The organism is Algoriella xinjiangensis (assembly GCF_900115015.1).
Lineage (GTDB): Bacteria > Bacteroidota > Bacteroidia > Flavobacteriales > Weeksellaceae > Empedobacter > Empedobacter xinjiangensis.
This window is the reverse complement of the sequence record NZ_FOUZ01000011.1, coordinates 17100-38446: the sequence shown is the minus strand read 5'-3', so window position 1 is coordinate 38446 and position 21347 is coordinate 17100. Positions and strand designations below refer to the sequence as shown.

The window sequence follows — 21347 nt, the reverse complement described above, 5'->3', positions numbered from 1 at the left end:
CAAAATTTGTAGGTAAACAAAAAATGGAGCTATTTCTAGCTCCATTTTTTTGTTATTGTTTTTAATTAAACTGTTTTTCTTGATTTTTTAACATCTTTAGAATCTGAGTTTTTACGTGTACTAAACTTTTTAGATTTAGCTTCACGATCTTGCTGATATTGTGAATATTGTTTTTTATCCATTATTTTTTCTAATTTTTTATCAAAGTCAGCACGTTTATTTTCAAACTCTTTTTTTCTATCTTCTTTAACTTTTGACAATTCGTTTTTGCTATTTGTACGTTCTATTTTCATATCAGCATCACGTTTTTCTAACAAAGATTTTACTTGTTGTTTTTGATTTGCAGATAAATTGTAACTATCATAACGTTTCATTTGTTCATCAATACTTGGACGCTCTTTTCGTTGTTTTTTAACATCTTTAGAATTATCCATTCTATTTTCTTTTTGAGCTCTTGTTCCTTCTGTTCTTTCTTGTGCAGTAACTGATAATACAACCAATAAACTTGCTAATGCGAATAATTTTTTCATTTTGTTTCTGTTTTTAAATTGTTTTTATATTTCATTCAGATAAATAAATCATCTTGTTTATTTTCTTATATCAAAGGTCAGAAACAAATAAATCCTGCAAAAAATATTGAGGTAAACAAACTTTAATTGTCGGTAAAACAAGTAGTTTCTTAATGTATTTAACAAAAATGTCAAATTTTAAAGCATAAAAAATCCTCGCATTTACGAGGATTTAGTAGTATAAATATATAGTTTAATTAATTACAGTTTTCTAAGATAATCGCATAACCTTGCCCAACGCCAATACACATGGCAGCCAAAGCGTATTTTTTACCTGTTTTTTGCAATTCTAATGCTGCAGAATATGTAATTCGTGTTCCAGACATTCCAAGTGGATGACCAATTGCTATTGCGCCACCATTGATGTTTACACGCGCATCGTCATCTGCTAAACCTAAGTTACGTGTACAAGCCAAAGCTTGCGCTGCGAAAGCTTCGTTAAACTCGATAACATCCATTTGATCTAATGTTAAACCAGCTTTAGCTAATGCTTTTTTAGTTGCAGGAACTGGTCCAATTCCCATGATTCTAGGTTCAACACCAACAACTGCAGAGGCAATTACTTTTGCAATTGGTTTTAAATTATATTTTTCAACTGCTTCTTTTGATGCTAAAATTACAGCAGCAGCTCCGTCGTTCAAACCAGAAGCATTTCCAGCAGTTACCGTTCCATCTTTTTTGAAAGCTGGACGTAATTTTGCTAAACCTTCGATTGTAGAATTTGCACGAATAAATTCATCTTGACTAAAAAGAATTGGATCTCCTTTGCGTTGTGGAATTTCAACCGTCATTATTTCTTCACCTAAACGACCAGATTGTTGCGCTTTTGCAGCTTTTAATTGAGATGCTAAAGCAAATTTATCTTGATCTTCACGCGAAATATCATACATATCCACCAAATTTTCAGCGGTAATTCCCATTGGATCGGTTCCGTAAGTTTCCTTCATTTTAGGATTAACAAAACGCCATCCGAAAGAAGAATCTTCCATTTTAGAATCTGTTCCAAATGCTTTTGAAGGTTTAGAAATCACAAGTGGTCCACGTGTCATATGTTCTACACCACCAGCAATAAAAACATCGCCATCGCCAGCAATAATTGCTCTTGAAGCATTAACAATTGCCGACATTCCTGATGCACATAAACGATTGACAGTTTCTCCAGGAACAGTAACGGGTAAACCCGCTAATAATGAAGCCATACGTGCAACATTACGATTATCTTCGCCCGCTTGATTGTGACATCCTAAAATTACGTCATCATATGATTCTAAAGGAATAGATGGATTACGGTTCGTAACTTCTTTTACAACCATTGCAGCTAAATCATCTGCGCGAAAAGGACCTAACGAGCCACCAAAATTTCCAACTGGTGTACGAATTCCGTCAATAATATATACTTCTTTCATCTTAATCTAATTTTTCAACAAAACTTGCTGTAGTTGTCGCTCTAACTTCTTCTAATGTAGTGCCAGGCATAACTTCTGTTAAGGTTAATTGTCCGTCAATGAATTCAAAAACGGCTTTATCTGTAATAATCATATCAACAGCATTTAATGCCGTTAATGGTAAATCGCAGATATTTACAACTTTTGGATCACCATTTTTTTCTGTATGCATCATTGTAATGATTAATTTTTTTGCACCAGAAGCTAAATCCATTGCACCACCAACACCTAATAATGGTTGACCAGGAACGGCCCAGTTCGCCAAATTTGCAGCGTTATCCACTTGTAAACCACCCATAATTGCAATATCAACATGTTTTCCACGAATCATTGCAAATGAATCTGCAGAATCAAAGTAAGAAGAACCATCTAACGCAGTAACTGGAATTTTACCCGCATTTACAGGATAATCCATTGCGCCACCGCCATCAGTTGGAGCTGGACCAACACCTAACATTCCATTTTCGGTATGTAAAATGATACCGTCTTCTTCAGAAATTAAATCCGCAACCAAGGTTGGAATTCCAATTCCTAAGTTAACAACATCTCCTTTTTTCAATTCTTTTAATGCTCTTTTCGCCATATTCATGCGTGATTCAGAAACTTTTTTGCTTGAAGAAACAGAAGCAGAACTTCCTAAATCTTCTACTGTTAAAGTTGCTTGAACCAAATAATCAACATAAGAACCCGGTGTATGTACAAATTCGGGTAAAATTTCTCCAACCGGAACAATTTCTTCTACTTCAACAATTACCAAATCAGCAGCAGTTGCCATTGCTCGATTAAAGTTTTGTTCTGTCATTCGGTATTGTAAATTACCCGCTGTATCGGCTTTCCATGCGCGAATGAAAGCTACATTACCACGAATACCCGGAATAAAAACTTGTTCTACTCCGTTTAAAATTTTTGTTTCGCGACCTTCAGCTAAAGCTGTTCCAGCAGAAGTTGGCGTAAAAAAACCTCCAATTCCTGCACCACCAGCACGTATCGCTTCAGCTAACGTTCCTTGTGGTAATAATTCATATTCTACAACACCATCTTGCGCCGCTTTTACAGCTTCTGCATTTGATGTAAAGAACGAACCAATCATCTTTTTTAATTGACCGTTACGCAATAAACGTCCACCACCAATACCAGCTTCGCCAACATTGTTACCGATGAATGTTAAATTTTTTGTTCCAGTTTCAGCTAAAGCATGCATTAAATGAACTGGATTTCCTGTCATTCCAAATCCACCTTGTAATAATACATCTCCGTCCTTTACCATGGCTACTGCTTCTTGTAAAGAAATTTGAGGAACTTGTTTCATATGAATTGTTGTTTTTTGTTAATGTTGAATAAAATGAATGATATGTTTTGCAAACTCTCTTGGATGCTCCATATTTGATAAATGTGCGGCATCTAACGTGATAAGATGTGTTAAACCTGCTGATTTTTGAATAAATTTTCCGTCTTCAACAGTTGTAACTTCATCTTGAGAACCTGCAACAATTAAAAGCGGAATAGTTAATTTATCCAATTGATTTCTAAAATCTGCGTTTGCAACGGCGTAACAACAAGCGGTATAACCTTGTAAAGAATTTGCTTGAAAATCTGCAAGAATTTGTTGCACTTTTTCTGGATTATTTGCTCTATATGCTGGTGTAAACCATCTATCGGCAGTTCCTTCTAAAATACTACTTAAACCAAATTCAGTTACTTGTTTTACACGCGCTTCCCAACCTTCAACAGTTCCAATTTTAGCTGCTGTGTTGCAAATAATTATTTTTTTGAATCTGTCGGGATGATTAATTCCAAGCCATTGACCCGTTAAACCACCAATAGAAATTCCACAGAAATAAACATGGTCTAATTTTAATGTATCAATAAGTTCGATGACATCTTCTCCAAGCTCATCAATAGAAACTTTATCTTGATTGATTGTACTTTGTCCGTGTCCTCTTTTGTCGTAGCGAAGAATATTAAAATGATGACTTAATTCGTCAATATTATCTTCCCACATCGATAAATTGGTACCTAATGAATTTGATAAAACAATTGTTTTATCGTGGCCAAAATTTTCATATAAATAATGACAAGTGAAATTTTTTAATTCAATTTTAGGCATTCTTTATTGTTTTTAAGTTCATTTTTACTGTTATCTAAAAGTACAAAAACCATCTATAAATAATTATAGATAGTTTTTTAATCTTATCCTAAATCGCCACCAGAAACAGGAATTGTAACTCCTGTTATGTATTTGGCTTCGTCGGAAGCAGCAAATAGAATTGCATTTACTTGGTCTTCTATTTGTCCGTATTTTTTTTGCAGCGTAGATTCTCTTGTTTGATCGACAATTTCTTGGTACCAAATTTTTTCCTCTGCTGACATTGGTTTTTCGTTTCTCGGAATAATTCTCGCAGGAGCTTCTGTTCCGCCAGTTGCAATGGCAACCACACGAATATTATTCGCAGCTTGTTCAAAAGCCAAAGAAGCAGTTATTGCATTTACACCACCTTTTGCAGCAGCGTAAGGAACTCTGTTTATAGAACGAGTTGCGATGGATGAAACATTGATGATTACACCACCTTTATTGTCAATCATTGGTTGAAGTACGCTTTGGCAGCCCCACAATGTTGGAAATAAAGAACGGTTTATTTCTTTTATAATTTCGTCTTCTTTGTAATGTTGAAATGGTTTTGCCCAAATTGTTCCACCAACATTGTTGATTAGAATATCAATTTTTTGATACGCTTTTAAGGTTTCTGCTACTACTTTTTCGAACCCAGCAAAAGTTTCTAAATCTGCTTGAATCGCAAGTGCATCAAAACCTTCCGTTTTTAACTCTTCGGTTACTTGTAAAACGATATCCGCACGATCTACTAAAATAACTTTTGCACCTTCTTTTGCTAAGCGTTCTGCAACACCTTTTCCTATTCCTTGTGCTGCACCAGTTACGATGGCAACTTTGTCTTTAAATCTATCTTGAAAAATCATATTTAACGATTAAGCTGTTACTGATCCTGTTGGAACAAATTTTTCTGTATAGAAATTATCAACATTAATTTGATTAGTTTCAATTGCTTGTTTTACAGCATCTACCATTACATTTGGACCACAGATATAAACATCATACGTTGATGAAGTTAAATATTCGTTATTGATCCATTGTGTTGCATAACCTTTTGTAAAAGAAGAATCTTCTTGGTTAGAAACACATAATTCTAATGTTATATTTTGAGTTGAAGTAAAAGCTTTTATGCGTTCTATTTCAACTAAATTTTCGTCTGTAGTTGCTCCGTAAATTACCGTGATTGGTTGTTTATTGTCTGAAATAGAAATGCCTTCTAACATAGAAATAATTGGCGCGATTCCTGTTCCTCCAGCAATTAATAAAGTCGGATTTTCTAATGTTCTTACATAAAAAGAGCCAATTGGAGCTGTGATGTTAAGTGTTTCTCCTACTTTCGCAACATCACGTAAAAAATTACTCATTAATCCATCTGGAATTAAGCGAATTAAAAATTCTAATTCTAATTCGTTTGATTTGTTTGTGAAAGAATACGAGCGAGTTTCTCCGCTTCCTGGCACTTCGATATTTGCATATTGCCCTGCTAAAAATTCGATTTGTTTAGCTTCTGGCAATTGTACTTTTAATTGTACAATTTCTGCTGATAAATAATTTACAGCAGTTATAGTTGACGCATACGTTTCTGCAACAACTTTACAAGCGGCAGAACTTGCTAAAATTTCAACAATAATATCTGTTTCTGGAACAATTTGACAAGCTAAACCAAATCCTTCTGCAGCTTCTTCTTCAGATAAAGCTTCATCAATATAATCACCTGGATCAAATTCTCCGGCTTTTACTTTGCATTTGCATGTTCCACAAGCACCATCAGCACAATCTAAAGGAATGTTTATTCCTTCTCTGTAAGCGGCATCTGATACTTTTTCGTAAGGTAACGCATTAATAATTTTCGTTACTCCATCTTCAAAATTTAACGCAATTTTTGGCATAATTTATTAGGGATTATATGTGATAGATATCTAAAACTTGGCGAATAAAATCGTTCTTAAGCACAATTTTTTTATCTGTAATTAAGAAGTCATTTTCTGTCTTTTTTAAAGTATAAAAAGACGTTCCAAAATAAGTATCTGTTGTTTTATAGCGATATGATAACGTGTGCCAATTAAATCTAATTTTCACTTCGTTATCGTTTTCTTCCAAGATTTCTACATTATTAATGTTATGAGTAGTTCTTGGTTCTGGCATTGATGCTGAAGATCTTTCGGTTTTTATACGAAAAACACGGTCTTCTAAACCACCTTTATTTGTGTAATAAATTAAAGAAATTTCGGTTTGAGGATTTGTTGTTAACTCATCTTCATCAGTCCAACTTGGCATCCAAAATGTACAATCTTCATCGTAAAATTTTAACCATTCGTCCCATTCTTTGTCATCTAAATGACGTGCTTCTTTGTAAAGAAAATTGATGATATTTTGATAATTTTCCATGACTTAAATAGTTACTTCTTTCGATTCGTTTTGTGTAATTCCTTTTATTAAAGAGTCTTTCCAGAATTCATGTTGCGTTATGAATAAACCTTCATCTTCCGATTTAATTCCACTAACTAATGGATTAATTCCCATGTTTTCTGCTTGTTCGTCTGCACCATAAATCCAGTGTTTAGCACCACGACTCATATCATTATGCTTTAATTCTGTTGATTTATAAGCAACTTGACAAGAACGAAATTCTTCTAAATCATCTGGAGTTCCCATACCTGTTACGTTGAAAAAATCTTCGTATTGACGGATTCTTGTTGCACGATCTTCTGCAGGTTCGTTAATTGGAGCAAAACAATAAATAATTATTTCTGTTTCGTTTACAGAAATTGGACGAATAATTCGAATTTGAGTCGAAAATTGATCCATAATATATAGATTTGGATAGATTGCCAAGTTACGCGTCATGTTCACCATGAAACTAGCTTTATCTTCTCCAAATTCTTGTTCTAATCGTTCTTTTTGTTTGAAAATAGGACTTACTTCTGGATTGATTTTGTTGGTCCATAATAACATATGTCCGTTTTCAAAACCATAAACTCCAGCAACAGATTTAGACCATCCGTTTGCGTCAACAGCTTTTGTAGAATCTTTTTCGTAATTTCTACGTCCCATTGTTGCAACATAATTCCAGTGAACAGATGAAACGTGGTAACCATCGGCACCATTTTCCATTTGTAATTTCCAGTTTCCTTTATAGATGTAAGAAGAACTTCCGTTCAAAATTTCTAATCCATCAGGAGCTTGATCTACAATGTGGTCTATAATTGTTTTGGTGTCGCCTAAATAATCTTCTAAAGAAGATACATCTGGATTTAAAGATCCGAAAAGAAAACCTCGGTAGTTTTCGAAACGGGCTACTTTAACTAAATCGTGTGATCCTTCACAATTAAATTGATCAGGATATCCACCCGTTTTAGCATCTTTTACTTTTAATAATTTTCCTGAGTTGTTGAATGTCCAACCATGAAAAGGACAAGTAAATGATGATTTGTTTCCTTTTTTATGACGACAAAGTTGAGCGCCTTTGTGCGTACAAGAGTTGATTAAGGCTGTTAAAATACCTTCTTTATTTTTGGTTATTACAACCGATTGTTTACCAATAGTAGTTGTAAAATAATCATTAATATTAGGTATTTGACTTTCGTGCGCTAAGAAAACCCAATTTCCTTCGAAAATGTATTTCATTTCAAGATCAAAGATTTCTTGATTGGTAAAAGATGCACGATTATGTTGATAAATACCATTCTCTTTGTCGTGAATTAGCATTTGTTCGATATATTCTTTTGTGATACTCATAATTAATTTTTGATATAAAAGATCCTGTTCAAGTCTAAAATGGACTTAAATAGTTGTAAAATTTATAAATGTGTTGATAAGAAACAATCAAAGATTAATTTGACTGTTTTGGTATTTTATGAATTAACTTCGGCTCTTGTTCTGTGGTTTTCACCTTCGGGAGCACCAGTAGCTTCTTTTACCATATTAAAATCGAATTCGATTTTAGCAAAAGCTCCATCTTTACCGTAATTTTCAGCTTCTTCAGCAGAAATTCTAACAATTGGTGGAACTAATTCTGGACGAGTTGCGAATGCAAAATCATCAAAAGTTAATGGATCACCTTCGATATTAATTTGAGTTGTTAATTTTCTGAATTCTGGTGCTGTTGCAAAGAAATGAATATGTGCTGGACGAGCGCCGTGACGACCTAATGCAGTCATTAAATTTTCTGTTGTTCCGTTTGGAGGACATGCGTAACCAACTGGCACAAACGATTTAAATTCATATTTACCTTCGGCATCTGTAATAATTGCACGACGTAAGTTAAATTCTGGTTGTGATGAATCGAAATGCGAATACATTCCTCTTAAATTACAATGCCAAACTTCTACTTTTGCACCTGGTATTGGGTTTCCGTTTTCGTCGCGAACATAACCACTCATGTACAAACGTTCGCTGTTTTCTTCTGCAACAGTTTCTGGTTCTGCGTAACCTAATGATTCTGGAGAACCTGCAACGTATAATGGACCTTCGATTGTACGTGGAGTTAGGTTGTGAATACCTGCCTGTTCGTCTTCCCAATCCATTTTTACATCCATGAATTTCTCGATTCCTAAACCTGCGAAAACTAATCCCCATTCGTTATTTTGTCCTGCTTGAGTTAACCAATCGCATGCTTTCCACAATTCTTCAGAAGTAATGTCTAAATCAGCCATTGCGTTAAATAAATCTTTTAATAAACGATTTACGACTTCTTTAATTCTTTCGTCACCTTGTCCTTCTTTTTCTTGCGATTTGATTAATTCTAAGGTTGCGTCGATTAATTTTTGATCCATTCTTGCCATAATGTAATATTTTTTAAAGTGGAATTTTAATTGTATAAATTCTACATTTTGTTTGTAGTTATTTTTTTAAATTTTCTCTTTGTTTTTTCTTAAATCATTGCTTCTCTAAGTGCATTTGGATGTTTACATAGACTTTTTACATTAATTGTCATGTAAGGAAATAATGGTAATGAACTGATTATTTTGTGCAATTCATCTGGACTTTCTACTTCTAAAACAGATACATTAGAGTATTGTCCAGCTACGCGCCATAAATAAACCCACTTACCAGATTTTTGCCATCCTTGAGAACATTCTTTTTCTCTTGTAACATAATCAGCAATTTTTTCTTCGCTCCATGATTCTGGGATGTTTACATCCATCTCTACTAAAAATACCATGATTGTTGTTTTTATGTGTTGTTTATTTTCTACGATATTGTTCTATTTTATCATCATCTAATTCTATTCCTAAACCAGCTCCAGTTGGCAGTTCTAGTGCGCAATTTTTATAGGTTAAAGGTTTTTTTACGATATCATCTGTTAGTAATAATGGACCAAATAATTCTGTTCCCCAACTCATGTTTGTAGCTGTACTAAAAACGTGGGCAGATGCAACAGTACCAATTGTACCTTCTAACATTGTACCACCATAAAGCGCTATGTCGCAAGCTTCTGTCATACCAGCAATTTTATATGCATCGTATAAACCGCCTGTTTTCATAATTTTTACGGCGAAAACACTTCCTCCTCTAATTTTGCATAATTTCATCGCGTCAGAAATTGTAGCACAAGCTTCGTCTGCCATAATTGGAACTTCGAAATATTGAGTTAAACGAGCTAATCCTTCAAAGTTTGTTTTAACAATGGGTTGTTCAATCAAATCGATTCCGTTTTCTTGTAAAACTTTTACCCATTTTTTTGCAATATATTCATCCCAAGCTTGGTTAATATCTACTGTAATTTTAATATCGTCTCCTAAGGCTTTTTTGATTGCAGAAACATGTGCAACATCTATTTTAGGATCATTACGACCAATTTTTAGTTTAAAAGTATTGTGACGATTTTCTGCGATTAGCTGCTTTGCTTCTTCTATATCTTTTTGTGTATCACCACTTGCAAGTGTCCATAAAACACTAAGTTTAGTGTTTACTGCGCCACCTAATAGAGTTGAAACTGATACGTTAAGTCGTTTTCCTTGTGCATCAAGTAAAGCTGTTTCTATACCAGCTTTTGCAAAAGTATTGTGTTGGATATTTTTGTTAATGACTTTACGAAGTAAGTGAATATTTGTAGCGTCTTGACCAATTAATAAAGGTGCAATATATTGATCAATAGTAAGTTTCATGCCTTCTGGCGATTCTGCACCATAAGATAAACCACCAATTGTTGTAGACTCACCAAATCCACATATACCATCGTCAGAATAAATACGTGTTAAGACAATCGTTTGGTTCATCATTACCGTCATAGATAAATGATGAGGACGTATTGTAGGAAGGTCTATAATAGTAGTTTCTACTTTCGTTATTCTTGGAATCGACATTTCAATGTATTTAGTTGTGTAAATTATACACTACAAAAATGGAGAAATAGAATGGTAAATTTTAGTAAAAATCAGTTAAAAATAGGATAAAACATACACGAATGTCTTTCTATAACGTTTTCTTAATCTTAAATTAGGATTTATTTAAAGTCCTACTTTTTTTCGAAAACTTCTTGGTGTATAGTTGGTCGTTTGTTTAAATAGGCGTGTAAAGTAAGAAGGATCATCAAAACCTAATTTGAATGCGACATCAGAAATTGAGTAATCTACTTTTGTAAGAAGTACTTTTGCTTCATTAATAAAATAAAGAGCAATTATTTTTTTTGGAGTTTCGTTTGCAACTTTTCTACAAATACGAGTTAGATGACTTGGAGAGATGGAAAGTTGTTTGGCATAAAATTCGACCGAATGTTTAAAACTATTATTTTCTTTGATTAAGGTTTTAAAACGACGATAAATAATTTTATAAATACTGTTTTCTTTTAAAATTAAAGTATCATCATTATTATGAATTCGGAATAAGCGAATCAATAACATACCAGTCAAATATTCTAAAGCTAATTCGCGCGCATGTAAATTATCATTGTACTCTTTTATACATTTATAATATGTTTGATAAAAATTAACGTACAAAGGATTTTCAAAATCAATAGTTGCAATGTGTATTTCTTCAATATTAAAAAAAATATCAGCATCTAGTTTCAATGTTTTTTCTAATCCAAAATCGGTGATAGAAAGTACCCAACCGTTGATATTTTTTTCGGAGGTAATTCCATGCACTATATTTTTTGGAATTGTAAAATAAGTTTGCGCTCCAATATCTATAATTTGATTATTGTAATGCAATTGAATTTGACCTTCTTCGATATAAAAAATCTGAAACAAATTTTTATGAAAATGAGGCATAACTTCTAAATTATTCTTCTCTAAAATAAGTTGAATAGGTTCTATATGAATTGTTCCTCTAACCAAAGAAATTTCATTTTCACCGTATAAACCATCAAATGTTAAATTTTTGTTTCCCATAACAAAGAAATTCTCTCGTAAATTTAATTAAAATGTCAAACTTTTTACAATAAAAAAAGCCATACTAATTTTGTATGGCTTTGCTTGATTAAGTCTATTTTCTATATCTTTTTCACAAGTAATTGACCAGTTTTTTCATACGCAGAAGCAATTCGTCCATATTCCATTTTAAAATCGTTTTTACCAGCCGTTCCAGCTACTTTATCTGTTTTATAAATTAATAAAGTATTGGATGGATTTGCAGTTTCAACAAAACTTAAAGTTGTGCTTAATTTTGCAGGCTCAATTACAATACCAGCATGATAACCTGGATAAATCCATTCTGTTTTTATGATTAATGTATATTTTGCAGCCGAATTTTGTGTAAATTTTAGTTCTTTTGTTTTTTTAGTTCCTCTTATAAAAGTGTCTAAAAAAGTCTTATCTCTATTTTCTTGCCATGCAGCAATCCACTCTTTCCAATAAACTTCGCCTCTTTTCGGATTCTCTAAAACATCTTTTTTTCGATTTTCTAAATATTGAGTTTCTGTTTTATTATCATCATAAAATTTTGCATCATCAAAATCTAATTTCACATTTATTTCTTTCTGATCTTTCAAAAAATCTGTATTTCCAGAAACAAGTTGCAGTTTTTGTCCAAAAACAAACGCACTTAATGTAAGTAAAATAACAAGTAAATAATTTTTCATAGTCTATAAATATTTAGAGTAAAAATAACTAGAAAAGCCAGTTGTTCTTATATTGTGAATAACTTTTAGCATTATTTTTTAAAAAATATGTTGCAAATTGTTTCATATACTACATTTGTCTTAACAAAGTTTAACAATATTGTATGAAAGTTTTAAACTCTAAATTAATTGTAATGCTTAATTTTAGAGGAAATTTGAACCGAAAATATAAACACTAATTTCAACGAAATTTTGGATATACAACAATTAAATCAACAGATTGAGGCGAAGAGCGAAAGTATTTCGCGTTTAACTTCGGAAATAAATAAGGCGATTATTGGACAAGAAAAAATGATTGAAAGTCTTTTAATTGGATTGTTAGGTAACGGACACGTTTTACTAGAAGGTGTACCAGGATTAGCCAAAACATTAGCCATAAAAACTCTTTCTGATGCCGTAGATGGCTCTTTTTCTCGTATTCAGTTTACACCAGATTTGTTGCCTGCCGATGTGGTTGGGACACTAATTTACAATGTAAAAGAAAACGATTTTCGAATTAAAAAAGGACCAATTTTCGCCAACTTTGTTTTAGCAGATGAGATAAATCGTTCGCCTGCAAAGGTACAGTCTGCTTTGTTAGAGGCTATGCAAGAGCGTCAAGTAACAATTGGCGATGAAACGTATCCTTTGCAAAAACCCTTTTTGGTTTTGGCAACTCAAAATCCTGTGGAACAAGAAGGAACCTATCCTTTACCAGAAGCACAAGTTGACCGTTTTATGTTGAAAACTGTGATTACTTATCCAGATTTCGAATCAGAACGTTTAATCTTAAGAAATTCTATCAATCAAACTTTTCCTAAAGTAGAAAAAGTAATTACGATTACTGAATTGTTAGAAGCGCGCGAAATGGTGAAACAAGTTTATATGGACGAAAAAATTGAGAAATATATCTTAGATATTATTTTCGCAACTCGTTTTCCAGATAAAATTGGTTTAGAAAAATTGGTTCCGATGATTTCATTTGGTTCATCACCGCGTGGATCAATCAATCTAGCACAAGCTTCAAAAGTATATGCGTTTTTACGCAAACGCGCCTATGTTATTCCAGACGATGTACGTGCAATGGCAAAAGATGTTTTGCGTCATCGTATCGGAATTAGTTACGAAGCCGAAGCAGAAAATGTAACGCCAGAAGAAATTATCGATAACATTCTTAATGTTGTTCCAGTTCCTTAAATTAACAGCTAAAATCAGTTAAAATCTTGGATGCAAAAGAAATCATCAAACGTGTAAAACGTATTGAACTAAAAAGTAAGCGCAAAGCGAGCAACCTTTTTATGGGTGAATATCAAAGTTCATTCAAAGGAAGAGGAATGATTTTTAGTGAAATTCGTCCGTATCAATATGGTGATGATGTTCGTAATATCGATTGGAATAAAACTGCGCGATACAGCGAACCTTATGTAAAAGTTTTTGAAGAAGAACGCGAATTGACCATGTATTTATTGGTTGATGTTTCTAATTCTGAAAATTTTGGAACAAGAAAACAAATTAAGATGGAAACGATTGCTGAATTGAGTGCTACTTTGGCATTTTCGGCAACAACGTATAACGACAAAGTTGGATTGATTTTATATTCTGATCATATCGAAAAATTTATTCCGCCTAAAAAAGGAAAACAACATGTTTTACGACTTGTTCGCGAAATTGTTTCGTTTGAACCAACAAGTAAAAAAACAGATTTAGCCGCAACTTTGGCTACTTTTATGAATTTGGCGCGTAGAAAATCCAATGTTTTTATTTTATCTGATTTTATTGATTCTTCGGATTATGAAAAAGCATTGCGAATTGTTGCCAAAAAGCATGATGTTACCGGAATTAGAGTTTACGATGAAAAGGAACAAAGTTTTCCCGATATTGGTTTGGTGCATGTACAAGATAATGAATCCGGAGAAATTAGATTAATTAATACTTCGTCTAAAAAACTTCGTCAACAATATGCACAATATTACCGCGATTTGGATCAACGTTATCAATCAATTTTTAATAAAAATAATTCGGGCGCATTAAGTATTCGTACCGATGAAGATTATATTCGCCCATTGTTAAATTACTTTAAAAGTCATAAAGCCTAATGAAGAATTTATTGCTTTTGGTAAGTTTATTCATTTTTCAATTTTCGTTTGCGCAAGAAATTGTGCCAAAATTGGATCGTTCGACAATCAAAATTGGAGAACCAATTCAATACACGGTAAAAGTTGATTATAAAGAAGGAGATAAAATTATTTTTCCTTCGATTACAGATTCTTTAAATCATCATATCGAGGTTTTAGATCATAAATTAGATACCGTAAATACAGACGGAAAATCAGAAATTGTTCAACATCTTGAATTAACGGGATATGATGCTGGAAAGTTTACAATTCCATCATTATCTATTCAAAAAAATGGACAAGATTTTAAGACAAAACAACTTGAAATTGACATTCAAGATATTGCTGTTGACACAACTAAAAATGCAATATTCCCGATAAAACCTGTGATGGAAGAGGAATATACGATGCATGATTATTGGAACAAATACTGGATTTACGGAGTTGTTGCATTGGTTTTATTTCTTCTTGCAATTGTTTTGATCGTTTTATTTATTAGAGGAAAATCTAAATTTTCTAATAAAAATGCATACAAAACACCTTATGACGAAGCCAAAGCAAGTTTGAAAACGTTGGATGCAAAAAAATATTTAAAACGTGGCGAACAAAAAGAATATTACACACAATTATCATTTATTGTAAGACGTTATTTAGGTCGAGTTTACCATTTTTCTGCATTAGAAATTTTGTCAGATGATTTAGTGAAATTCGTCGCCTTAAAACCAGATATTTTACCAGAAGATGTTCAGAAATTTAAACAATTTTTGTTTGATGCAGATTTGGTAAAATTTGCAAAACAACAATTTGATGATTCTACAAACGAAGCACACCGAAAATGGGTTGATGAATTTGTAGAGCATGTAAAACCATTAGAAATTCCCGAAAACGAAGATTTAAAAACAGATCAAGTGACGGGAGAAAAATATAAACAGTTTAATAATAATTAGAAATGCTAAATTTTGAGTTTCAAAATCCTTGGGTTTTACTATTATTACTTGCTTTGCCTTTTTTCATTTTTAGAGAAATTCGTAAAACAAGTCAAAAAAAAGCATCTCTAAAATTACCTTCGTTAAATGCTTTTGGAGGTGCTAAAAGTTCGTTAGCATCGTACAAACCAATTTTATTTTTAATGCGAATAATCGCCATGTCGTTGTGCATTGTTGCGCTTGCGCGTCCGCGTTATGTAGACGTTACAACAAAAGTAAAATCGGACGAAGGTGTTGATATTTTATTAACTGTAGATACATCGTTGAGTATGTTGGCGCGCGATTTAAAACCAGATCGTTTAACAGCTTTAAAAGATGTTGCAAAAGATTTTGCATTAAATAGAAAAACAGACCGTGTAGGTTTGGTCGAATATTCGGGCGAAGCATTAACACGAGTTCCATTAACAACAGATAGAGATGTATTAACACAAGAAATTGAGTTGTTACATTCTGGTGGTTTAGAAGATGGAACAGCGATTGGCGTAGGTTTAGCAACTGCAGTTAATCATCTAAAAAATAGTAAAGCAAAATCTAAAGTAATTATTTTGATTACGGATGGTGTAGAAAGTGTAAATCCGTCTGGCGATTTAATGTACGTTTCACCAAGACAAGCCGCTGATATTGCAGCAGAAAAAGGTATAAAAGTTTACACAATTGGTATCGGAACTAACGGAATGGCGCCTATGCCGGTTGGTTACGATATGTTGGGCGATTATATGTTTGATATGCGTCCGGTAGAAATTGATGAAAAATTATTGAGCGAAATTGCCGATAAAACCGGAGGTTTATATTTTAGAGCAACAAGTAATCAAAGTTTAAAAGATATTTATCAAGAAATTGATAAGCTAGAAAAGTCAGAAATTAACGAAGTCAAATATTATAATTATACCGAATTGTTTGCACGCTTTTTATTACCAGCATTTATTTTATTAGTACTTGAAGCGATTTTGCGTCGAACAATTTTTAAAGAATTAATCTAATGCAGTGGGGAGAATTACATAATATTTGGCTAATCATATTGTTGGTAATTGTTATTTATTTATCGATAACGGTTTTCCAATGGCGCGAACGTGTAAAGAAAACATTTGCAGATAAAGAATTGTTTCCATTTGTTTTTCCAATCACTTCGTCCAAACGTTACGGCTTCAAGATAGTCGCATTTTGTGTTGCACTCTTTTTTATAGTTCTTGCATTAATGGACCCTTTATACGGCGAAAGAGATATACAAGTAAAACGAGAAGGCATTGATATGGTTTTTTTATTAGACCTTTCATCAAGCATGAATACACAAGATGTAGCACCTTCGCGATTAGAAAAAGCAACAAAATTAATCTCGGAAACATTAAATCAATTAGGCGGAGATCGTGCATCTTTGGTTGCCTTTGCAGCTAATGCATATACAATTTCTCCACTTACAAATGATTATGCTGCGATTGATAGTTATTTGCAAAATGTTAATACTGAGTTAATTTCGAGTCAAGGAACAAATTACCTAAATGCAGTTCAAGAAGCTTCAAAATCATTCAAAGGATCTGCAAATACAAGTAAATTAATTGTCTTAATTTCGGATGGAGAAGACAATGAAAACACGGTTTCTCAGGCAGCAAAAATTGCAAAAGACAACGGAATTCATATTGTAACAGTAGGTGTTGGAACTGAAAAAGGAGGTCCAATTCCGGTTTTTTACAATGGTTATGCAGAAGATTATAAGAAAGATGAAACGGGTAGTACTGTGATTTCGCACTTAGAAGATAAAAATCTGCGCGAGTTAGCAAAAGATACAAACGGAACTTATATACAATTAGATAATACACAAGATGCTTTATCTGCAATTTCTATGTACAAAGCAAAGCTTGATAAAAATCAAATTGCAAACTCGACAACAAGAGATATGAATCATATCTATCAGTGGTTTTTAGCCATTGCGGTATGTTTACTTTTTGTGGAATTATTAACATCTGAATATAAGATTTTTAACAAAAAGAAATAGTAAGTTTGTATGGTAAAATGATGTACTTTTTAAAACAAATAGGATTTTTAGCTATAATGCTTTTATCTGTTTTTGGTTTCGGACAATCAAAAGCAAAAAGCTACATTATAGAAGGTAACGAACAATATCAAAAAGGTAAATTTGATAATGCCGAATATGCCTACAAAAAAGCGGCGATAGAAGATCCAACTTCTGTAAAGGCCAACTACAATTTAGGAAATGCTTTGTTTCAGCAAAAACGATTCAAAGAAAGCATCACTCATTACAAACGTTCTGCCGATATTTCGAAAACGAAAGATGATAAACATTTGGCTTATCATAATTTAGGAAATGCTTTTATGCAAGAAAAGGATTATGGAAAAGCGGTTGATAATTACAGATTAGCGTTAAAAAATGATCCAAAAGACGATGCAACTCGTTACAATTATGCGCTTGCCAAAAAATTATTAGAAAAAGAGCAAGAAAAGCAGAAAGATCAAAATGGGAAGGATAATAAGAAAGACCAAAACGATCAGAGTCAGCAAAATCAAAAGGATCAACAAAATAAACAGCAGAATCAACAAAACCAAAATAACCAACAGCAGCAAAATCAGTCTCAAAATCAAAAGTCTGATCAGCAAAAAGAACAAAATCAAGGAGGAAATCCGAAAGCTGGTGGTCAAAACGGAAATAATAAAGGTCAAGGAAATAACCAAAATCCAGCAATACAACAAGGTAATAATGGAGATGGTAACGAACAAAATAATGCACCGAATAATTTGGGCGATGGTTTGCTAAAAGCTTTACAAGATCAGGAAGCCAAAACACAACGAAAAATTATTCAGCAAAAATCAGAAAAACAACGAACAACAACTTCTAAGGATTGGTGATGATTACGGAAAGAGTCTTTAATAGCTTTTTATTGTTAGCCTTAACGTCGATAACAGCGTTGGCACAACAAATATCTTTTAAATCTGATGCAGACAAAAAGCAAGTCAGTTTAGGAGAAGCATTTACTGTTGGATTTTTTATAGAATCTAACACAGACAGCTATTCGATTGATCAACCAATGAAATATCCAAGTCATAGCGGTTTACAAATTGTTGGTGAACAACGTTCTCAAAACGTTTCTTATGTTAATGGAAAAGGTGTTATTGAGGATGGAATTGTCTTGGCTTTTGTTGCAGAAAAAGAAGGAAAATACCGTGTAGGTGCAGCTAAAATTGTAGTTAATGGTAAAACATATACGTCGAAACCAGTAGATATCGAGGTAAAAGGAACAGGTTTATCGCATTCTAATTTTAAAAATAATTCGACACAACCCGTTTTTTTACAAAGTAATGTTTCCAAATCTAATCCGTATGTTAACGAACAAGTTAGTTTGTCGGTAAAACTTTATGTAAAAGATTTATCTTATCTTAATCGTAAACGTAATTTTCGTCAAGGAAAATTAGACGGATTAAGTCCTAAAATTGTTAAAAGTTCGCCCGAAAATATTAAGCAAGAATTGGTTGGAGGAAAACAATATTTTTCTGAAGAAGTTGCCCGTTATTATGTTTTTCCACAGAAACCTGGACGCATAGAAATTGACCCTTTTTCGGTAGATGTTATTATGCCGACGACATTTGGTGGAGAGGCAGTAGAAGTGCGTAGTAATGCGGTTGTAATTAATGCGAAAGCTTTGCCAGAAGAAGGTCGACCAAAGAATTTTAGTGGAGCTGTAGGGCAATTTAAAATGAATGCTTCTGTTGATAAAAAAGAAATTGACGCCAACGAAAGTGTCAATTTTGATGTCGAAATTAGTGGCGCAGGAAATTTTAATGCAATCAATCTTCCTCAAGTTAAAACATCCAAAAATTTAGAAAAATTTGCACCTAAAAAGCGTGATGCTTTTAAGACATACGACTCAGGAATGAAAGGTAAAATTGCTGAACAAACAGTACTTGTACCTAATTTTGGAGGAGAATATACAATTTCGCCTGTCGAGTTTAGTTATTTTGATCCTGTAAAAGAAAAGTATATTACCTTAAAATCAGATTCAATAAATTTAGCTGTTTCGGGTTCTAAAGCACCAAAAAGCGATGTAGAATTGGCTTCGGATGATTCAGAAAAATCATCGGATTCTATCATTACAGATAAAATAGAAGAAATTACCAACGATGTAAAAGAAGGTAAAAGTGCTTGGCTTTGGGTAACGGGAAGTGTAATTGCGATGAGTGCTGCGGGATTATTTTTTATGAAAAAGAAAAATAATTCTTCAGATAAAGAAGAAGTTATTGTACCAAAAGTTAAACCAATTAACGAGCAAAATAATTTTGAAAATTATCAACCAAAAACAGAAAAACAAAAATTTGTTTTGGTTGAGAAAACAGAAATATCACCAAATAGTATAAAAACAGATTTGGACGAATTGAAGTTGAAGATTTTTGCAACGGATCAAAAAGAATTTTATCAATTGCAAGAAACAATTTTGTGCAATGTTGCAATGAAATCTACGAATACAGATTTAGCCAATTTTTCGGATGCGAATATGCCTGATAAAATGATTGCCGCAGGTATTTCGGAGCCCGTTGTAGAACAATGGAAATTATTAATGAACACAGCGCGCCAATCAAAATATGCATTTGGTGGATTAAGTGAAAATTTAGAAGAAGTTTACGAAGCAACAGTTAATGTGGCGGAAGAATTAATAAAATAAGTTTAATTTAGAGTTTAATAATGATAAAAGGGATAATCAAATTTTTGGTTATCCCTTTTATTTTTTAGTCTTTTCTACCAAGATATTGTATTCCAGAAAGTAGTTTTTTAGAATCTACTTTTATATCAGATCCGTTTATTTCTACACCTTCGGTACTGATTTTACCATTTGTACCAACTTTTGTTTTTCCTACTTTTACACCATCTTTTCCGACCGAAATATTTTCGTTATCAGATTGGCTAATTCCTTTACAATCTACAGGATTATTTGCCGAAATCGTAACATTTCCTTCATCATACAACACACAACCTACATTTATTTGATAATTCCCAACCAATTGTTTCGGAATCGTATAAATAGATTTTCCTTCATTTGCAAAGAAAGAAATGGCATATATTTTTTTGTTAGGAATTAAATTTTCAATCCAAATTTTCTTCGAAGATTGTTTGTCTTTCACAATCAAAACATCGTTTTGACTATCGCGATATTCGTCTGGTGCACTTAGTGCAATCTGGTTGTATCGCCCAGTTACTTGCGCATTTGAAAGTGTAGAAACGCAAATAACAAATAGAGTTGTAAGAATTGATTTTTTCATATTTTATTGATTTTGTTTGTGTTAGTTCTAAAACAAAAATTTAACCAAATTACAGTTCATCCATCAAATTTGACAATTCAGTAACATATAATTCTTTTTAGGTTGCAAGTTGTAGAACTTTGTTTCAACAAATTAAAACAACACAATTATGAAAACATTCTTATTAACAATCGCAACTTTAATCTCAGTTTCTACATTCGCACAAAAAAACTTTGATACAGAAATGTCAAAGTCATTAACAGAATGGAAACAAACGAATTCATCAGCCAATTTTGAGCAATTATCTAAAAATTTTCCGAATGAATGGTTACCAAAATATTATTTGGCTTTTTCGGAAGTTTTATCAACTTTTGAGAATAAAAATGCAGAAGAAAATTATAAAAACTTAGACGAAGCAAAAACTATTATCGAGGCTTTACAAGCTGATAATTTAATGAATTCAGAGATTTTAAATTTGAAAGCGTTGTATTTAACAGCAGAAATTGTTCAGAATCCTATGCAAAAAGGTGCAGAAAACACGCCGATTATTCAGCAACTTTATGCAAAATCGTTGATGTTAAATCCTTCAAATCCGCGTTCGGTTTTAGGTTTGGCAGAATTCAATATTAATTTAGCAAATTATTCTGGCGCAGATATTACACAAGATTGTAAAAATGTAAAAAAATCTTTAGCTTTATTTGATGCAGATCAACCAAAGAAAAACGAACCAAAGTGGGGAAAAGATCGTGCAGAAAGTTTACTGAATAATCAATGTAAAACAATTTTGTAATGATTGCTTTTGTATTAATACTCGTAAATAATATCATTTGTTGGTTGATAA

At 32.7% G+C, this 21347-nt stretch carries 22 protein-coding genes; 8 read left to right on the top strand and 14 right to left on the bottom strand.

Going from position 1 to position 21347, the window contains the following annotated elements; all coding sequences use genetic code 11:
* Positions 1-65: 65 nt before the first annotated feature.
* From BM072_RS11210 to BM072_RS11150, 13 genes are all read right to left on the bottom strand, one after another.
* On the bottom strand, positions 66-530 hold the full coding sequence (locus BM072_RS11210; protein WP_092908764.1) for a hypothetical protein: 465 nt from the start codon (positions 528-530) through the stop codon (positions 66-68).
* Positions 531-766: 236 nt separating this feature from the next.
* Positions 767-1975 (bottom strand): 3-oxoadipyl-CoA thiolase, encoded by a 1209-nt coding sequence (gene pcaF, locus BM072_RS11205; RefSeq protein ID WP_092908763.1) that lies wholly within the window; start codon positions 1973-1975, stop codon positions 767-769.
* Position 1976: 1 nt separating this feature from the next.
* Positions 1977-3323: a 3-oxoacid CoA-transferase gene (locus BM072_RS11200; protein WP_092908762.1), complete on the bottom strand. Its 1347-nt coding sequence runs from the start codon at positions 3321-3323 to the stop codon at positions 1977-1979.
* A gap of 18 nt (positions 3324-3341) precedes the next feature.
* Complete coding sequence (pcaD, locus tag BM072_RS11195; protein ID WP_092908761.1) at positions 3342-4121, bottom strand: 3-oxoadipate enol-lactonase; 780 nt, start codon at positions 4119-4121, stop codon at positions 3342-3344.
* Between the two features lie 83 nt (positions 4122-4204).
* A complete protein-coding gene (locus tag BM072_RS11190; protein WP_092908760.1) occupies positions 4205-4990 on the bottom strand; it encodes a 1,6-dihydroxycyclohexa-2,4-diene-1-carboxylate dehydrogenase in 786 nt (261 codons plus the stop codon).
* 9 nt (positions 4991-4999) lie between these two features.
* Positions 5000-6013, bottom strand: a complete 1014-nt coding sequence (gene benC / locus BM072_RS11185) for a benzoate 1,2-dioxygenase electron transfer component BenC (protein ID WP_092908759.1) — start codon at positions 6011-6013, stop codon at positions 5000-5002.
* Positions 6014-6026: 13 nt separating this feature from the next.
* Positions 6027-6512 carry a benzoate 1,2-dioxygenase small subunit gene (gene benB, locus BM072_RS11180; protein WP_092908758.1) on the bottom strand — a complete coding sequence of 162 codons (486 nt, stop codon included), beginning with the start codon at positions 6510-6512 and terminating at the stop codon, positions 6027-6029.
* A gap of 3 nt (positions 6513-6515) precedes the next feature.
* A complete protein-coding gene (locus BM072_RS11175) occupies positions 6516-7862 on the bottom strand; it encodes a Rieske 2Fe-2S domain-containing protein (RefSeq protein ID WP_092908757.1) in 1347 nt (448 codons plus the stop codon).
* A 116-nt stretch (positions 7863-7978) separates the two neighbouring features.
* Entirely contained in the window at positions 7979-8908 is a 930-nt protein-coding gene (locus BM072_RS11170) for a dioxygenase family protein (RefSeq protein ID WP_221405174.1), read from the bottom strand.
* A gap of 89 nt (positions 8909-8997) precedes the next feature.
* Positions 8998-9288 (bottom strand): muconolactone Delta-isomerase family protein, encoded by a 291-nt coding sequence (locus BM072_RS11165; protein WP_092908756.1) that lies wholly within the window; start codon positions 9286-9288, stop codon positions 8998-9000.
* Positions 9289-9310: 22 nt separating this feature from the next.
* Positions 9311-10432 carry a muconate/chloromuconate family cycloisomerase gene (locus BM072_RS11160; RefSeq protein ID WP_092908755.1) on the bottom strand — a complete coding sequence of 374 codons (1122 nt, stop codon included), beginning with the start codon at positions 10430-10432 and terminating at the stop codon, positions 9311-9313.
* A gap of 144 nt (positions 10433-10576) precedes the next feature.
* Positions 10577-11458, bottom strand: coding sequence for an AraC family transcriptional regulator (locus tag BM072_RS11155; RefSeq protein ID WP_092908754.1), 882 nt, complete (start codon positions 11456-11458; stop codon positions 10577-10579).
* 101 nt (positions 11459-11559) lie between these two features.
* Positions 11560-12147, bottom strand: a complete 588-nt coding sequence (locus tag BM072_RS11150; RefSeq protein ID WP_092908753.1) for a hypothetical protein — start codon at positions 12145-12147, stop codon at positions 11560-11562.
* 231 nt (positions 12148-12378) lie between these two features.
* On the opposite strand from BM072_RS11150, the gene BM072_RS11145 reads away from it, so the two are divergent.
* The 7 genes from BM072_RS11145 to BM072_RS11115 are packed head-to-tail and all read left to right on the top strand — an operon-like array spanning position 12379 to position 19932.
* Positions 12379-13362 carry an AAA family ATPase gene (locus tag BM072_RS11145; protein ID WP_092908752.1) on the top strand — a complete coding sequence of 328 codons (984 nt, stop codon included), beginning with the start codon at positions 12379-12381 and terminating at the stop codon, positions 13360-13362.
* A gap of 26 nt (positions 13363-13388) precedes the next feature.
* Positions 13389-14261, top strand: a complete 873-nt coding sequence (locus tag BM072_RS11140) for a DUF58 domain-containing protein (RefSeq protein ID WP_092908751.1) — start codon at positions 13389-13391, stop codon at positions 14259-14261.
* On the top strand, positions 14261-15226 hold the full coding sequence (locus BM072_RS11135) for a BatD family protein (protein WP_092908750.1): 966 nt from the start codon (positions 14261-14263) through the stop codon (positions 15224-15226). The genes BM072_RS11140 and BM072_RS11135 overlap by 1 nt, the downstream gene beginning before the upstream one ends.
* Before the next feature lie 2 nt (positions 15227-15228).
* Positions 15229-16245, top strand: a complete 1017-nt coding sequence (locus BM072_RS11130; protein WP_092908749.1) for a VWA domain-containing protein — start codon at positions 15229-15231, stop codon at positions 16243-16245.
* Positions 16245-17255, top strand: a complete 1011-nt coding sequence (locus BM072_RS11125) for a vWA domain-containing protein (RefSeq protein ID WP_092908748.1) — start codon at positions 16245-16247, stop codon at positions 17253-17255. The genes BM072_RS11130 and BM072_RS11125 overlap by 1 nt, the downstream gene beginning before the upstream one ends.
* A 17-nt stretch (positions 17256-17272) precedes the next feature.
* Entirely contained in the window at positions 17273-18124 is an 852-nt protein-coding gene (locus BM072_RS11120) for a tetratricopeptide repeat protein (RefSeq protein ID WP_092908747.1), read from the top strand.
* Positions 18124-19932 (top strand): BatD family protein, encoded by a 1809-nt coding sequence (locus tag BM072_RS11115; RefSeq protein ID WP_092908746.1) that lies wholly within the window; start codon positions 18124-18126, stop codon positions 19930-19932. Before BM072_RS11120 ends, BM072_RS11115 begins: the two co-directional genes overlap by 1 nt.
* 64 nt (positions 19933-19996) lie before the next feature.
* Here BM072_RS11115 and BM072_RS11110 read toward each other — a convergent pair whose 3' ends face one another.
* Complete coding sequence (locus tag BM072_RS11110) at positions 19997-20527, bottom strand: hypothetical protein (protein WP_092908745.1); 531 nt, start codon at positions 20525-20527, stop codon at positions 19997-19999.
* Positions 20528-20675: 148 nt separating this feature from the next.
* On the opposite strand from BM072_RS11110, the gene BM072_RS11105 reads away from it, so the two are divergent.
* Entirely contained in the window at positions 20676-21296 is a 621-nt protein-coding gene (locus BM072_RS11105) for a hypothetical protein (protein WP_092908744.1), read from the top strand.
* Positions 21297-21347: the final 51 nt, after the last annotated feature.

Excerpts from the sequence above, each read along its gene's own strand:
- BM072_RS11210 (WP_092908764.1), bottom strand. The coding sequence starts at position 530 with ATGAAAAAATTATTCGCATTAGCAAGTTTATTGGTTGTATTATCAGTT.
- pcaF (WP_092908763.1), bottom strand. The coding sequence starts at position 1,975 with ATGAAAGAAGTATATATTATTGACGGAATTCGTACACCAGTTGGAAAT.
- BM072_RS11200 (WP_092908762.1), bottom strand. The coding sequence starts at position 3,323 with ATGAAACAAGTTCCTCAAATTTCTTTACAAGAAGCAGTAGCCATGGTA.
- pcaD (WP_092908761.1), bottom strand. The coding sequence starts at position 4,121 with ATGCCTAAAATTGAATTAAAAAATTTCACTTGTCATTATTTATATGAA.
- BM072_RS11190 (WP_092908760.1), bottom strand. The coding sequence starts at position 4,990 with ATGATTTTTCAAGATAGATTTAAAGACAAAGTTGCCATCGTAACTGGT.
- benC (WP_092908759.1), bottom strand. The coding sequence starts at position 6,013 with ATGCCAAAAATTGCGTTAAATTTTGAAGATGGAGTAACGAAAATTATT.
- benB (WP_092908758.1), bottom strand. The coding sequence starts at position 6,512 with ATGGAAAATTATCAAAATATCATCAATTTTCTTTACAAAGAAGCACGT.
- BM072_RS11175 (WP_092908757.1), bottom strand. The coding sequence starts at position 7,862 with ATGAGTATCACAAAAGAATATATCGAACAAATGCTAATTCACGACAAA.
- BM072_RS11170 (WP_221405174.1), bottom strand. The coding sequence starts at position 8,908 with ATGGCAAGAATGGATCAAAAATTAATCGACGCAACCTTAGAATTAATC.
- BM072_RS11165 (WP_092908756.1), bottom strand. The coding sequence starts at position 9,288 with ATGGTATTTTTAGTAGAGATGGATGTAAACATCCCAGAATCATGGAGC.
- BM072_RS11160 (WP_092908755.1), bottom strand. The coding sequence starts at position 10,432 with ATGTCGATTCCAAGAATAACGAAAGTAGAAACTACTATTATAGACCTT.
- BM072_RS11155 (WP_092908754.1), bottom strand. The coding sequence starts at position 11,458 with ATGGGAAACAAAAATTTAACATTTGATGGTTTATACGGTGAAAATGAA.
- BM072_RS11150 (WP_092908753.1), bottom strand. The coding sequence starts at position 12,147 with ATGAAAAATTATTTACTTGTTATTTTACTTACATTAAGTGCGTTTGTT.
- BM072_RS11135 (WP_092908750.1), top strand. The coding sequence starts at position 14,261 with ATGAAGAATTTATTGCTTTTGGTAAGTTTATTCATTTTTCAATTTTCG.
- BM072_RS11130 (WP_092908749.1), top strand. The coding sequence starts at position 15,229 with ATGCTAAATTTTGAGTTTCAAAATCCTTGGGTTTTACTATTATTACTT.
- BM072_RS11125 (WP_092908748.1), top strand. The coding sequence starts at position 16,245 with ATGCAGTGGGGAGAATTACATAATATTTGGCTAATCATATTGTTGGTA.
- BM072_RS11120 (WP_092908747.1), top strand. The coding sequence starts at position 17,273 with ATGATGTACTTTTTAAAACAAATAGGATTTTTAGCTATAATGCTTTTA.
- BM072_RS11115 (WP_092908746.1), top strand. The coding sequence starts at position 18,124 with ATGATTACGGAAAGAGTCTTTAATAGCTTTTTATTGTTAGCCTTAACG.
- BM072_RS11110 (WP_092908745.1), bottom strand. The coding sequence starts at position 20,527 with ATGAAAAAATCAATTCTTACAACTCTATTTGTTATTTGCGTTTCTACA.
- BM072_RS11105 (WP_092908744.1), top strand. The coding sequence starts at position 20,676 with ATGAAAACATTCTTATTAACAATCGCAACTTTAATCTCAGTTTCTACA.